The organism is Amycolatopsis sp. NPDC051371 (assembly GCF_040682155.1).
In the GTDB taxonomy this organism is placed as follows: domain Bacteria; phylum Actinomycetota; class Actinomycetes; order Mycobacteriales; family Pseudonocardiaceae; genus Amycolatopsis.
This window is the reverse complement of record NZ_JBFBAG010000002.1, coordinates 1-12,839: the sequence shown is the minus strand read 5'-3', so window position 1 is coordinate 12,839 and position 12,839 is coordinate 1. Positions and strand designations below refer to the sequence as shown.

General features: G+C 71.4%; 13 protein-coding genes. 7 read left to right on the top strand and 6 right to left on the bottom strand.

From position 1 onward, the window contains the following. Both AB0M59_RS02230 and AB0M59_RS02225 read right to left on the bottom strand, forming a co-directional pair. Positions 1 to 968 (bottom strand): hypothetical protein (locus AB0M59_RS02230; RefSeq protein WP_364607151.1); only part of this gene is annotated, 968 nt, incomplete at its 3' end. A gap of 85 nt (positions 969 to 1,053) precedes the next feature. Beyond that, entirely contained in the window at positions 1,054 to 1,995 is a 942-nt protein-coding gene (locus AB0M59_RS02225) for a glycoside hydrolase family 43 protein (RefSeq protein WP_364607148.1), read from the bottom strand. 129 nt (positions 1,996 to 2,124) lie between these two features. Here AB0M59_RS02225 and AB0M59_RS02220 point away from each other — a divergent pair, with 129 nt between their 5' ends. Beyond that, positions 2,125 to 3,216: an AI-2E family transporter gene (locus tag AB0M59_RS02220; protein WP_364607145.1), complete on the top strand. Its 1,092-nt coding sequence runs from the start codon at positions 2,125 to 2,127 to the stop codon at positions 3,214 to 3,216. A gap of 48 nt (positions 3,217 to 3,264) precedes the next feature. On the opposite strand, the gene AB0M59_RS02215 is transcribed toward AB0M59_RS02220, so the two are convergent. From AB0M59_RS02215 to AB0M59_RS02205, 3 genes are all read right to left on the bottom strand, one after another. After that, positions 3,265 to 3,615 (bottom strand): hypothetical protein, encoded by a 351-nt coding sequence (locus tag AB0M59_RS02215; RefSeq protein ID WP_364607142.1) that lies wholly within the window; start codon positions 3,613 to 3,615, stop codon positions 3,265 to 3,267. 323 nt (positions 3,616 to 3,938) lie between these two features. Next, the gene (locus tag AB0M59_RS02210) at positions 3,939 to 4,307 is read right to left on the bottom strand and encodes a hypothetical protein (RefSeq protein WP_364607139.1); all 369 of its coding nucleotides are present in this window, start codon (positions 4,305 to 4,307) and stop codon (positions 3,939 to 3,941) included. A gap of 309 nt (positions 4,308 to 4,616) precedes the next feature. Beyond that, the gene (locus AB0M59_RS02205; RefSeq protein ID WP_364607136.1) at positions 4,617 to 4,943 is read right to left on the bottom strand and encodes a hypothetical protein; all 327 of its coding nucleotides are present in this window, start codon (positions 4,941 to 4,943) and stop codon (positions 4,617 to 4,619) included. Between the two features lie 282 nt (positions 4,944 to 5,225). Here AB0M59_RS02205 and AB0M59_RS02200 point away from each other — a divergent pair, with 282 nt between their 5' ends. Both AB0M59_RS02200 and AB0M59_RS02195 read left to right on the top strand, forming a co-directional pair. Next, positions 5,226 to 5,633: a WGxxGxxG family protein gene (locus AB0M59_RS02200; RefSeq protein WP_364607133.1), complete on the top strand. Its 408-nt coding sequence runs from the start codon at positions 5,226 to 5,228 to the stop codon at positions 5,631 to 5,633. 736 nt (positions 5,634 to 6,369) lie between these two features. Further along, positions 6,370 to 6,840, top strand: a complete 471-nt coding sequence (locus AB0M59_RS02195; protein WP_364607130.1) for a hypothetical protein — start codon at positions 6,370 to 6,372, stop codon at positions 6,838 to 6,840. Between the two features lie 127 nt (positions 6,841 to 6,967). Here AB0M59_RS02195 and AB0M59_RS02190 read toward each other — a convergent pair whose 3' ends face one another. Next, the gene (locus tag AB0M59_RS02190) at positions 6,968 to 7,894 is read right to left on the bottom strand and encodes a hypothetical protein (protein WP_364607127.1); all 927 of its coding nucleotides are present in this window, start codon (positions 7,892 to 7,894) and stop codon (positions 6,968 to 6,970) included. A gap of 194 nt (positions 7,895 to 8,088) precedes the next feature. On the opposite strand from AB0M59_RS02190, the gene AB0M59_RS02185 reads away from it, so the two are divergent. From AB0M59_RS02185 to AB0M59_RS02170, 4 genes are all read left to right on the top strand, one after another. Then, entirely contained in the window at positions 8,089 to 9,078 is a 990-nt protein-coding gene (locus AB0M59_RS02185) for a polysaccharide deacetylase family protein (RefSeq protein WP_364607124.1), read from the top strand. A gap of 640 nt (positions 9,079 to 9,718) precedes the next feature. After that, positions 9,719 to 10,483 (top strand): DUF3152 domain-containing protein, encoded by a 765-nt coding sequence (locus AB0M59_RS02180; RefSeq protein WP_364607121.1) that lies wholly within the window; start codon positions 9,719 to 9,721, stop codon positions 10,481 to 10,483. A gap of 243 nt (positions 10,484 to 10,726) precedes the next feature. Continuing rightward, complete coding sequence (locus AB0M59_RS02175) at positions 10,727 to 11,578, top strand: geranyl diphosphate 2-C-methyltransferase (RefSeq protein WP_364607118.1); 852 nt, start codon at positions 10,727 to 10,729, stop codon at positions 11,576 to 11,578. Positions 11,579 to 11,603: 25 nt separating this feature from the next. Next, complete coding sequence (locus tag AB0M59_RS02170) at positions 11,604 to 12,719, top strand: family 2 encapsulin nanocompartment cargo protein terpene cyclase (RefSeq protein WP_364607115.1); 1,116 nt, start codon at positions 11,604 to 11,606, stop codon at positions 12,717 to 12,719. Positions 12,720 to 12,839: the final 120 nt, after the last annotated feature.

The window sequence follows — 12,839 nt, the reverse complement described above, 5'->3', positions numbered from 1 at the left end:
CCTTCCGGCTGTCCGGCCGCTTCCCGGGCGGGCAGCTCCGACTGCACGAATGATTCCGGGCCGGCCGCTGCCGACCGCTCGGGCCCTTCCCGCGCAGGCACTCCCGACTGCACGAATGATTCCGGCGCGGCCACTACCGACTGCTCGGCCGGGCCGGACTCGACTGCTTCCGATTTCCCGGCCGGCATCTGCTCGACCGGCTGAGTTCGCGGCGCGGGGATCTCTCCCGCGATGGTCCCCGCCTCCGGCACCGCCGCCTCCTGGCGTGACTCGGCAGGCCGTGCCTGAACGGGCTGCGGTGCGGCCGCCCGGCTCGGCGCCGTACCCGGCGCAACCGCCGATCCCGCGGGAACCGGCGCGGGTGCCGGTTCCCACCGCGGCTGCGGCGCGGACGCGGCCTGCGGCTGGGACTGCGAGCGAACCTGTTCAGTGGCCTGAGATTGCTCCTGCGGCCCAACTTGCCGGTGCATCTGAACATCCTGCTGCGACTGGACTTGCTGGGGTCGAATTTCCTGCCTCGCCTGGACTTCCTGCCGCGCCGGCCGCGGCCGCTCCTGTGCATCGAGCTGCCGCTCGACCTGCGGCTGCTCCTGGGCATACACCTGCGGCTCGGACTGCAGCTGCGGCTGCTCCTGGGCATAAGCAGGCCGCTCGGACTGGAGCGGCGGCTGCTCCTGGGCATATACCTGCGGCTCGGACTGGAGCTGCGGCTGCGACTCCCGCGACTGCGACTCCTGCGCCTTTGCCTGAGCCAAAGGCGGCCCAGGCAAAGGCGGCTGCTCCAGCATGTCCGGAGTGATCGCCGGCGTCATGAGCGGCGTGTGCGCGGTATCGGCATTCGGCCTCGCCGGCTCCTGAGCCTCCGGGTACCGGGCCAGCGGATCAGCCCCCACCGCACCCCGGCTCCGCAGCAACCCGCAGCACCCGAGCAAACCGAGTAACCCGGCGAGACCCCAAAACACCGTCATGACGGTCCTCCCTTTCCACGCTCCCTCCGGGGATAACCGGCCACGAGCGCGCCAACCGGACCAGTACCCGAGTGAGTGACACCGCTCAACCCAGCTGCGGCACGTCCCCCGGGAACGAAATCGGCAGCGAGTACAGCCCGCGCGCGGTGCGGCCGCCGCCCAGCCAGCCGTGGAAGTAGATGTGGCCGTCCACTACGTCGGCGCCGCCCGGGCCGTCCACCTTGCCGCCCAGAAGGTCGGTCGACAGAAAGGGGGCGTCGGCCTTCACGAACGGACCAGTCACCTTCGGCGCGGACGCGTAGCCCGTGTGGTAACCCGAGCTCTGGAACGTGTCCGCCGAGTAGAACAGCAGGAAGCGGCTCGCGGTCTTCACCACCGACGGCGCCTCGACGACCGCCTTCTCGGCGTTGAGGTCGGCGCGGAGCAGCTCGGTGCGCGGCCCGGTGAACGTGCGCCCGTCGGCCTGCAGCTTCTGCGTCCAGATCGCCGCCGGCGCCCCCGTCGCGTCGCCGTCGCTCTTGTAGAACAGGTAACGGGTTCCGTCCGCGTCGACGAACGTCTGCGGGTCGATGTCGCCGTGGTCCTCGGCCGCGCAGACCAGCGGCTGGTCACCGGCCGGGGTGTACGGCCCGTCCGCTTTGGACGCCGTCGCCGCCCCGAGGCACATCTCCCCGCCGTCGGCGCGCGCGCCCGAGAAGTACAGGACGAACGTGCCGTCCGGCAGCTGCGTGACGTCCGGGGCCCAGAACCCGCCGTCCGGCTTGGCCCACGCGGGAACGGCCCCGAGCGCGTCGCCGGTGATGCGCCACGGCCCGTCCGGCGCCGACGCCGTCGCGACGGGGATCCGGCCCGAGCCGGTGCTCGTCGAGAACGCGAAATAGCCGCCCGCGGTCTTCACGACGTCCGGGTCGGGGAAGTCCTGGTCGATCAGCAGCCGCGGTGCGCTGATGGCCGCCGCGGCCGGGCAGGCCGCGAAGGCGGCCAGAAGCGCGACGACGGGAGCGAGCACGAGATTCTTGACGCTCATAAGCGATTCTGTTGACAATCCGGGAGATTCGGCAATGGCTGGTGGACGCGGTCACCGGGAAGCATGGACTTCCCCCGTGCGCCCGGATCGGGTGGATTCGAGCGGCCGCCACGGGGTAGCCGCCGTGTCATGCACGCACCGAAAGGCGCCTACCGCGCCGGCCACGCCGTCGGGGAAGCCGAGGGAGCCGCCGCGGACGAGGAAAAGCCGTTGGGCACCCCGGGAAAGCCGCTCGACCGCCGGTCGCCGTTCTTCGCTGGGCTGACCGCCGCGGCCGGGGTCGCCGTCACGGTGGCGGTCGTGGAGGTCGTGCTCGCGGCGTCCGATGTGCTCCTCCTGATCGGCATCGCGTTCTTCATCGCGGTCGGGCTGGAACCGGTGACCTCCCGGCTGACGCGCCGGATGCCCCGCGCGCTCGCCGCCGGCGTGGTCGTCGTGACCGGGCTGGCCATCTTCGCCGCGGCCGTCGCCGGCGCCGCGGTCCCGCTGTCCGACCAGATCACGCAGCTGCAGGACGGCGCGCCGCGTTACCTGGCCCTGCTGCGCGACCCCACCACGCTCCTGGGTCGTGCGAACGAGACCTTCGGGCTCGAAGCCGGCCTCCGCGGCGTCCACCTAGCGGACGTGGCGAAGTCGATCGCCGGCGTGCTCGGCGACGCGGTGATCGTCGTCGTGCTCGGCACGTACTTCGTCGCCGACTTCCCACGGGTCCGCACCGCGCTCTACCGGCTGGCTCCGCGTTCGCGGCGGCCGCGCGTGATCCTGATCGGCGACGCCGTCTTCCGGAAGGTGGGGGCCTACCTGGTCGGCAACGTCGTCGTGTCGCTCATCGCGGGCGTGCTGACCTTCGCCTGGCTCTGGGGTTTCGGCGTGCCCTACCCGCTGGTGCTCGCCTTGCTCGTCGCCGTCCTCGACCTCGTTCCGGTCGCGGGTTCGGTGGCCGCGGGGGCCGGCACCACGCTCGTCGCGCTGACGGTGTCGACGCCCGTCGGCGTCGCCACCGCCGGCTTCTTCGTCGGCTATCGCCTGCTGGAGGACTACGTGCTGCTGCCGAAGATCGTCGGGCGGGCCGTGCGGGTCCCGGCGCTCGTCACCGTCGTCGCGGTGCTGCTCGGCTTCGAACTGCTCGGCGTGGTGGGCGCGTTCGTGGCGGTACCCGTCGCGGCGGCCGGTCTCCTGGTGGTGCGGGAAGTGGCCGTGCACCGGCTCGATCGGGCGTGAAACCGCCGCGCGGGGGGCAATCCGCGCGGCGGCTTCGAGCGGGCGCGGTCAGTTGCCCTGCGCGGACCCGCCGTCCTGGATGCCGCCGCCGGCGCAGTTGAACGGGGTCTCGCCCTCGGCGTCGTGCTCGCCCGGGGAGAGCACCGGGACGTCGATGCCCTGCGCGACGTCGCGGACCGGCACCTGGACGCCCAGCACGTTGACGTTGTCGTCGCAGACGCCGCCGACCGCGTTCAGGTTGTGCACCGCGTCGAAGTTCTGCACGTTGCCGAGACCGATCTGGTCGCTGTGGTCGACCGGGTGGCCGGCGACGGTGATACCGGTCGCCGACGCGGATCCGCCGAGCACCGCCATGCCTGCGGCGAGGGCGGTGGCGACGAAGCCGAGCTGCTTGATCACGAAGAAAACTCCTTCTACAGACCACACCGGAGGGTCCGGTGGGGGATCGGGGGAAAGGAACCGGGCCCGGCTTCGGTTCGCCGGGCCCGGGGAAGTCGGTTATCGTGCGGTTCACGCCGGGTGGGACCGGCGCACTTCTCCAGTTCGTGACCGGTCCCACCCGTGCCGGCAACGCCCGGCGTCGCGGCGTGCCCGGAACGCGGAACAGGAGTGTGCAGCTCGCTCCGCGTTCCGGGCACGCGTCACGACGTCGACGCGCATCGCCGGATTCCCGTGCCTCGGCCGGCGTCCGCACACACAGCGGGCAGCCTCGGCACGGAAACTCAGTTGTCCTGGCTGGTGCCGCCGTCGACCACGGCGCCCGAAGCGCAGTTGTAGGGGGACTCGCCGCTGGCCTCGTTCTCGCCCGGCGACAGGATCGGCACGCCGATGCCGTTGAGCGAGTCGCGGATCGGCACCTGGACGCCGAGGACGTTGACGTCGTTGCCGCAGATGCCCGGCGTGACATTGACGTTGTGGAGCACGTCGGTGTTGTTCAGGTTGACGAGGCCGACCTGGCCCATGTGGTCGTAGCCGCCGTGGTGGTGGCCGTGGTGGTCGTGGCCGTCGGGGGTGCCGGCCGCGGCGACGCCGCCGGCCAGGAACGCGCCGGCGGCGACGGCGGCCGTGACGAAGCCGATCTTCTTCAGCATGGGATTTCTCCTAGATTGACGATTGCGTCGGGCGGGACGGCAGTGAAGGTGTGTTCTCCGTCCCGTGTGAGGGAAACGTACTGACGTCCCGGCGCCGTTTCCACTTCGTGCCACCATCGTGTGGGTGCCGCAAGCCCCTGACCGGCCTACTGGTGGTCCGAATGGGTTACGCGCGGTTCCCTTTTCCGCCAATGCCTTCTCTTTCATCGTGCCCGGACATCGCTTGTGCGGCAAGGAAGATTCCGGACGCGCGAAAGAGCCCTGCGCCGCCTCGGCGGAGGCGACGCAGAGCTTTCGTGCGGTGGTTTCCTAGCCGGGCCAAGCCTCCGCTTCGGCGGTGAGGGCCGTGGTCACGTCGATCTCGCCCGAGCGCACCCGCCACGCGAGCGAGCCGGGGCGGGGCTCCACGAGGTGCCAACCTGTAACGTTTTCGTCGGTGTAGCAAGGATTTTCGTCGTCACCGATCCCGAGAGCGGCGAAGTACTGGCGAGCGGGCCAGGTTTCGGGAACCCAGGCACGCGCCCAGCGCACCACGATCCTGGCGAGGTCGTTGCGGCCGTCCGCCGGGTGAATCAGGCGGTCGCCGGTGGTGCAGATAAGACGTGGCGAGAAGGTCGCGCCCAGTGGGGCGACCACGAGTTGACTGTTCATTGCTCCCCGCGTCCACAACGGTGGACGGTGTTCTCCCGATACGGATGCGCAGCTACGCGATAAGGGAAGGGGGCGGCCGGTGGCGGACGCGCACGTCCTCCCACGGCTCTTGCTTGAACCGGGGACCAGTCTACAAATGGCGTTCCGGCGCGTGGAACCGGGTCGGGAAACGGAAAGCGTCGCCCGTTCCCGTGACACCGGGTGTGAACACGGGTGACGGGGGTAAGCGACCGGTGATCGTCCGTCCGAACGGAAGGAAGAACCGAAATGAACCGAACCGCACGGAACCTGCTCGTCGGCTGCGCGGCCGCGGCCGTGATCGGCGTGACCGGCGCTGTCCCGGCGTCGGCGGCACCGGCGCCGGTGCCGGTCGCGTGGCACCAGGCCGACGACGACGGGGGCACCGCCGAGGACGACAACGGCGACAACGGTTTGTGGGGCCTGCTCGGCCTGGTCGGGTTGCTGGGCTTGGCGGGCCTGGTCCGGCGCGGGCCGAAGGCCGGGGCGATGGCGGGGTATCCCGACGCCGGCCGGCCTTCGCGCCGGGAGACGGCACCGCATGCCGAGGCGACCACGGCCGGCCCGCCGGTCAACGCGTACCCGCCGGCCGAGGCGACTCCGCCGGCGAACACGTATCCGCCGGCCGAACCGCGCCGGAACCCGCCGGGCGTCTGAGGCCTCGGGCGGAACGCCGCCGGTGTCCGGGAATCCCGCGTCCGGAACCTTCCGGGCGCGGGCGTCCTGAAGGAGATCCCTCCGGGCGCACAGGCACCACCGCCGCGCGCCCGGAATCCTCCGGGTGCCCGAGTCCGACCGGTGCCCCGCACCTTGCTCCCCCTCTTCTGCCGCACAGAACGTCCCGGCGCCGCTTGGCACCGGGACGTTCTGTGTCTTGGTGTTCTCCGAATGGCGCCTTCGTGTCAGGTCTCGGCACCGAGGAAGCCGCTGAAGACCGGAAACCCGGCCCCGGCGGCCGCCACCCAGATTAGCGAAGCTCTCAGCGCGCAAGAAGTGCTTCTGCGTCGTAACCTTCTTAAGAGTGGCTTTCCTGCCCGAGATAAATGCGCCTGATTACCCATTAATTCACCCGACAAACGTCACGTCCGGGTGAAACATCGGTAGCACGCGAGAACCACCCCAGTCATACCTTCGGTGAGGAAAACCGGCTCGATTCCACCGTTCATCGTAATCGCGGGACCCGAACGAGTGGTGCGGTCACACACTGTGATTGGAGTTGCAAATTGCCGCGCATCGGCTTCACGCGAACTCCATGTTTGTTCCGCGGATCCCGGACCGCCGCGCACCGTGCGAAATCACCGCCCCCGCCGACGCCGCGGGATCCGCTCGCGGTAATCACTTCCGAAGATCACCATGATCGGAGTCGGCATCGGGAATTCCGGAGGAGTAGGACATGAAAAGTGCACTGGCTCGGGCGGTCACGATTTTCCTCACCGCGACGGCGGTGACCCTGACCGGCGTGGGCGTGGCCACGGCGGGCGGGCCCGGCGGCAGCGGGTCGTCGAGCACCACCAGCGCGGCCGCGGAGGTCCAGACCCTGCGCGACCAGCTGGCCTCACGTGCGGATCACGGCGACGTGGCCGGCACGCAGGCCACCCTCGGCGACCTCGACCCGCTGCTCGCGGATCTCGCCCAGGGCAAGCGGTACACCATCCAGGCCGACGCCCGCGACACCGCGGCCACGGCCAGCCAACAGAACACCGAAGCACGCGATGGCGTGGATCGACTGGCAGCGCAGGAAAAGGCCCGCCAGGGTCTGCCGCCGGTGACCGCGCTGCTCAACGCGTTGCTGCAGCGGCTCCTGATCTCGCTGTCCTCGCTGGTGAACGACCTTCTCGGCGGGCTGCCCGTCCCGATCGGCTAGGGCCCGATCGGCCCCGGACGGACAGCCGGCGATGGCCCGGTGCGGCTCACCTCCCCGCACCGGGCTTTCGTCGTCCCCGCGAAAAGCCCGGTGCGGCGAACCGCACCGGGCTTTCGTGGTTTCGAGGCTATTCGTAGACGACGTAGGCGGGTGCCGGGGTCAGCGCCAGCACCTGCGCCGGCGTCATCAACGCGGCGCCGCGGCGGGTGTCCTCGTCGAAGAACAGCTTGAACCCCGGCCGCACGTGGTCGGGCTTGGTCTTCATGAGCGTCTTCCACGTGGCCTGCTTGGCCGCGGCCGAGCCGATGCCGTCGACGACCTTCACCGGCGAGACACCGGCGTGCGCGCGCAGGAGCTCCTCGTCGCCCACCACCGAAGACGCCACCTGGTGGTACACCATGACCTTGGCGGGCAGGCCGTGTTCCCCGGCCAGGCCGCCGAGGTACCGCGCGACGCCGTCGAGCTCGTCGCCGGTCGTGCGGCCGAACTTCTTCCCCGGGATGACGCCCGGTTCGACCGCCCACTCGGGGTCGAGCGCGACGCCGACGTCCGGCTCGGTGAGCCAGCGTTCGTACGCCTGCACCTCGGGCAGGAAGTCGGCGCGGCCGGGCTGGATGTTCAGCAGCAGCACGCCTTTCAGCGCCCGGGCGGCATCGAGGTAGTCGCGCACCGTCTCGTCTTCGCAGCGGCTGCGGTACATGCCGTCGGCGCCGGGCGAGCGGTGCACGGTGGTCGCGATCAGCTCGACGACCGGGGTGACCGGCCGGGTGGCCGGGAACGCGCGGATCCGCCGGCGCAGCTCGTCGCTCGCCTCCGCGAGGTCGCCCGTCATCCGGCCGAGCGCCTTCGCGCCCGGCGCACCGCAGAAGCCGACGAGCAGGCTCGTCGCGAGCGGGTCCGGCGGCGGCGCCGGCGCGGCGGGGGACGCGGTGACCGGCACGGCGAGGGCGCGACCTCGCCGTTGCGCACCGCACGCGCTCGCCGCCAGACCCGCGAGCGCGGCGGTGAGAACCAGACGTCGATCGAGGGCGGCTGACGCCGTTTTCGGGACCATCACGGGGAAATACCCGCGATGATCTTCGCGCAAACGCCATCGCCGACGATCACCGCATCGTGCCCGCGTCCGTTCCGGAGCCAGGCCCCCGGCCTGCGGAAACGCGCTTTTTCGGGCCGTGCGGCGGGAATGCGCACTCACCCGACCCGGTGGATCGGCCCGCGCGCGGACGGGGCCGGCCCCACACTTCCCGCATGCGTAGCCTTTTCCGGTCCGGTGCCGGGTTCGCTTTGCTCGCCGTGGCGGCTTGCGGCGCTCCCGCTCCCGCGGCGTCACCGGCGCCCGTCCCGACGCCCGTCGCCGCCGCTCCGGCCCGCGTCACGCCCGCGTCCGCGCGCCAGGTCGGCGCCGACGAGCTGGGCCGGGTGCCGATCCTGATGTACCACCGGATCGTCGCGCGGCCGCGATCGGTGTACGAGCGCACGCCCGCCGACTTCACCGCGGAGCTCGAGCGGCTGGCCGACGAGGATTACGTCCCGGTCACGACGGCCGAGCTGGTGACCCGCCGGCTCGACCTCCCGGCGGGCGCGCACCCGGTGGTCCTGACCTTCGACGACGGCGACCCCAGTGTGTTCGGCCTGACGCCGCAAGGGCAGCCCGCGGCCGGGACGGCGGTCCGGATCCTGCTGGACGTCGCAGCCGCGCACCCGCGGTTCCGGCCGGTGGCGAGCATGTACGTCAACGAGCACCCGTTCGGCTCGGCGGACGGCGGGCGTGAGCTGCGCTGGCTGGCCGACCACGGTTTCGAGATCGGCAACCACACGCGTCACCACACGAACCTGCGCACGGCCTCGGAAAGCGAGGCGACGGCGGCGATCACCGAGGAGGACGCGGCGATCCGCGACTACCGTCCCCGCACACTGGCGCTCCCGTACGGCGCGCGCCCGTGGCGTGCGGAGCTGGCGTTGCGCGGACCGGGGTATTCGTACGACGGGGTGTTGCTGGTCGGCGCCGGGCCCGCGCCGTCGCCGTGCTCCCGCGGGTTCGATCCCGCGGCGATCCCGCGGATCCGATCGCAGTCCGCCGGGACGGAGGCGGAGTACGGATCGGCACATTGGCTGGACGTGCTGGCGTCGCCCAGCGGAAACCGGTACACCTCGGACGGCGACCCCGCGACGGTGGCGTACCCGCGTTCGGGCCCGGCCCCGGCGCCGGCATGTGCGAGCGTGGGCCTTGCCTACTGAGCCGGCGCGGGTCGATTGGCTGCCCCAGCCCCAGCCACGGCCGGCCACATCGATCGAGGAGGAGCCGCCGGCGGCGGGAGTGCCACGTCCCCGGCGGCGGCTGCGGTTCCGGCGCGCGGGCGGGGGTGCGGTGCCCCGGCCGCGGGTGGCGATGTCTCCGGAGCAGCTGCTGCCTGGCGCGGTGGCGGAACCGGCGACGCACCCGAATCCGTTGGCCGAGCCGGCAGACCTGCGCCCATCGTGGCCGGGTATGTCGCCCGCGGCGCCTCCGATCGCGGCTGAGCCGGCGACCCCGGCGGCGAAGCAGACGCCGGCGCTTCAGCCCGCGCCACCCAAGCCACCGGCCACACACCCGACCCCAACACCCGAACCACCACCTCCAGCGCCAGGCCAACCTTCAGCGCGCCCGGCAATTCCCGCCCAGTCGCCCCCGCCAACCGCTCCAGCGGCTGAGCCCCCAACCCCGACACCCGAACCACCGACCCCAGCAACAAAAACCCCGCCACCCATCGCCTGGCCCTCGGACGCCGAACCCCTCGAACCAGAGCCGCCCCACCCCCCGGCACTCCACCTCCGCCCGCCGACTAACGCCCCACTACCCGAACTCGAAACCCCGGAAGCAGAACCACTCCGGCAACCGGTGACCTGGTGGGCACCCGCCGTCCTGGTCTTCGCCTTGGCCCTCGCGGTGGCCCTGCTCCTCATCCCGCGCGCCGCCGAGCCGCGGCGGCTCACCGGGACTCCCTCACCGATCACACCCGCGCGAGTCACCACCCGACCACCGGAACCCGCCGCGCTCCCCGACGGTCCGCCCGTCACCCCCGCCGGCGACGGTACCTGGCGCGTCGTCCCCGGCCCTCGCACCCTCGCCGGCGCCGGCCCCGACGAACTGACCTACACGATCGAAATCGAGAACGGCGTCGACGCCCCGGACTTCGCCACCCAGGTCGACACCATCCTCGTCGACCCCCGGGGCTGGATCGGTCAGGGCAAAGTGAGCTTCCGCCGCGAAACGGACCCCCAGGCGCACCCCGAGGTGCGGATCAGCCTCACCACCCCCGGCACGAGCCGTCGCCTTTGCGGCTTCGCGATCCCCTACGATTCCTCCTGCCGCCTCGCCCACCGGATCGTCGTCAACCTGGCCCGGTGGATCCGCGGCGCTCACTCCTTCGGGGCCGATCTCACCGGCTACCGCACCTACGCGATCAACCACGAAATGGGCCACGCCCTCGGGTTCGGGCACGTCGGGTGCCCCGCCGCCGGCGCACCCGCGCCCGTCATGATGCAGCAGACCTTCGGGCTCTCGAACACCTACCTCACCCAGCTCAACCGGGCCGAATCCCAGAAAGCCGGACAGCTCGGGCCCGATGGGGCCGTCTGCCGCCCCAACCCCTGGGTCGGCTGACGACCCACGGTCGCACCGCGTCATCCCAACGAGGTGTCCCCGGTCCCGAACGGGGCGCCCATCCTGGCCGCGGACCACCCCGTGCAGGGGTGCCGCTGGGCCAGACGGGCAACGCCCGGCCAGCGCGAGTGAAGCTCCTTGTCCGCGTGAATCTTTCCTCGCTAGCGTCGGTGGGGAGGGGACGAAGCCGGGCGCCCGGTGCGTTTCCTTGCACCCCAAGGAAATCGAACGAGGAGTTTCTCGATGACGGCTCTCGACCAGCCCGTGACCCGCACCGCGTACCAGCAGTCGGTCGCCGACTACTGGAACGCGGAGAAGGACCCGGTGAACCTCCGGCTGGGCGATGTCGACGGTCTCTACCACCACCACTACGGCCTCGGCGACTACGACCCGGCCGTCCTCGACACCCCCGAAGACCGACGCGACCAGGCGATCATCGACGAGATGCACCGGCTCGAGACCGCGCAGGCCGACGTCCTCCTCGACCACCTCGGCCCGATCGGGCCGCGCGACCGGCTGCTCGACGCCGGCTGCGGCCGCGGCGGCACCAGCGTCATGGCCCACCAGCGCTTCGGCTGCCAGGTCGACGGGATCTCCATCTCCGAGCAGCAGGTCGGCTTCGCCAACGAGCACGTGCGGCAGCGCGGGATCGACGGCTCGGTCCGCTACCACCTGAAGAACATGCTCGACACCGGCTTCGAATCCGGCGTGTTCCAGGGCATCTGGAACAACGAGAGCACGATGTACGTCGACCTGCACGAGCTGTTCGCCGAGCACGCGCGGCAGCTCAAGCCCGGCGGCCGGTACGTCACGATCACCGGGTGCTACAACGACGTCACCGGTGGCCGGTCGCGGGCGGTGAGCCAGATCGACCAGCACTACATCTGCAACATCCACGCCCGCGGCGACTACTTCAAGGCGTTGTCGGACAACGGGTTCGTCCCGATCACCGTCGTCGACCTGACGGCCGCGACGATCCCCTACTGGGAGCTGCGGGAGAAGTCCTCGGTCGCCACCGGGGTCGAGAAGCCGTTCCTGACCGCCTACCGCGAAGGCAGCTTCCACTACCTGCTCATCGCCGCCGACCGCGTCTGAGGCGGGCGTGCCGAGGGAGAGCACCATGACGACCGGGACCGCGTGTCCACAGTGGACGAACGGGGGTGCCGCGAGCCTGCTCGCGGGCCCGTTCGGCCTCGGCACGGCCGCGGCGCGGATCGCGACGCAGTTCGCGCCCGCGCCCGGGCAGGACCCGGCCTACGCGGACGTGCCGTGGGGTGACGGCAGCGCGACGCCGTTGTACTGCCCGGTCCAGGGTCGCGTCGACGACGCCCTCGCCGGGGAGGTCGACCGGCGGCTGGTCACGTGGGCCGAGGACTGCGGGTTCACCGGCGACGGCCTCGACCAGATCGCCCACGCCGGGTTCGGCCGCCTGGTGATGCTCGCCCACCCCGACTGCGACGACCCGGATCGGCTGCTCGTCGCGGCGCAGCTGAACGCGACGTGGTGGGCGGCCGACGACTACTACGCCGACGACAGCGCGCTGGGCGCGGCGCCGACCGAACTGCCGCCACGCCTGGCGCTCGTCATGGCGGCCATGGACCCGGTCGCGCCGGCCGGGGAGTTCTCGGCGCCCCTCGATGAAGCGCTGCGGGCGGACCCGATCCTCGTCGGGCTGCACTCGGCGATCGGCCACCTGGGCCGGCACGGCTCCCCCGTGCTGGTCCAGCGGGTCTGCTATGCGACGTTCGCGATGTTCGTCAGCTGGGACGCCTACGCGGCGTGGCGCCACACCGGCCGCTACCCACCCGCGTGGGAGTACCTGGCGGCCCGCCAGCACGACAGCTTCTACACGTCGATGACCCTCGTCGACGCCGTCGGCGGCTACGAGCTGCCCGCGCCGTTCTACTACGACCCGCGCGTGCGGGAGGCGATGATGCGGGCCGGGACGGCGTCGGTGCTGGTCAACGACCTGCATTCGGTGGCCAAGGACGCCGCCGACGACAAGCCGGTCTGCAACATGGTGCTGCAGATCGCCGCGGACCGGGGCTGCTCGGTCGAGGAGGCGGTCGAGGCCACCGTCGAGCTGCACAACAAGATCGTCCACGAGTTCGAGGACGGCCACCGCGAGCTGATGGCGGTGCCGTCGCCGGAGCTGCAGCGGTTCCTCGTGGGTGTCCGTTCCTGGATGGGCGGCGGCTTCACCTGGCACGCCACCAACCCTCGCTACCAATCCTGACCTTCGAACGAACGGGTGGTTCTCGCTGTGACTGTCACCGACCCGGTGGACTCCGACCAGGCACCGCTGAGCCTCGGACGGGCCGCGGCCCGCACCTTGGCCACGACGACCAAGTCGGTC

Bases quoted from the DNA above. Each gene is read 5' to 3' on its own strand.
- AB0M59_RS02225 (WP_364607148.1), bottom strand. From the start codon at position 1,995: ATGAGCGTCAAGAATCTCGTGCTCGCTCCCGTCGTCGCGCTTCTGGCC.
- AB0M59_RS02220 (WP_364607145.1), top strand. From the start codon at position 2,125: ATGCACGCACCGAAAGGCGCCTACCGCGCCGGCCACGCCGTCGGGGAA.
- AB0M59_RS02210 (WP_364607139.1), bottom strand. From the start codon at position 4,307: ATGCTGAAGAAGATCGGCTTCGTCACGGCCGCCGTCGCCGCCGGCGCG.
- AB0M59_RS02200 (WP_364607133.1), top strand. From the start codon at position 5,226: ATGAACCGAACCGCACGGAACCTGCTCGTCGGCTGCGCGGCCGCGGCC.
- AB0M59_RS02195 (WP_364607130.1), top strand. From the start codon at position 6,370: ATGAAAAGTGCACTGGCTCGGGCGGTCACGATTTTCCTCACCGCGACG.
- AB0M59_RS02190 (WP_364607127.1), bottom strand. From the start codon at position 7,894: ATGGTCCCGAAAACGGCGTCAGCCGCCCTCGATCGACGTCTGGTTCTC.
- AB0M59_RS02185 (WP_364607124.1), top strand. From the start codon at position 8,089: ATGCGTAGCCTTTTCCGGTCCGGTGCCGGGTTCGCTTTGCTCGCCGTG.
- AB0M59_RS02175 (WP_364607118.1), top strand. From the start codon at position 10,727: ATGACGGCTCTCGACCAGCCCGTGACCCGCACCGCGTACCAGCAGTCG.
- AB0M59_RS02170 (WP_364607115.1), top strand. From the start codon at position 11,604: ATGACGACCGGGACCGCGTGTCCACAGTGGACGAACGGGGGTGCCGCG.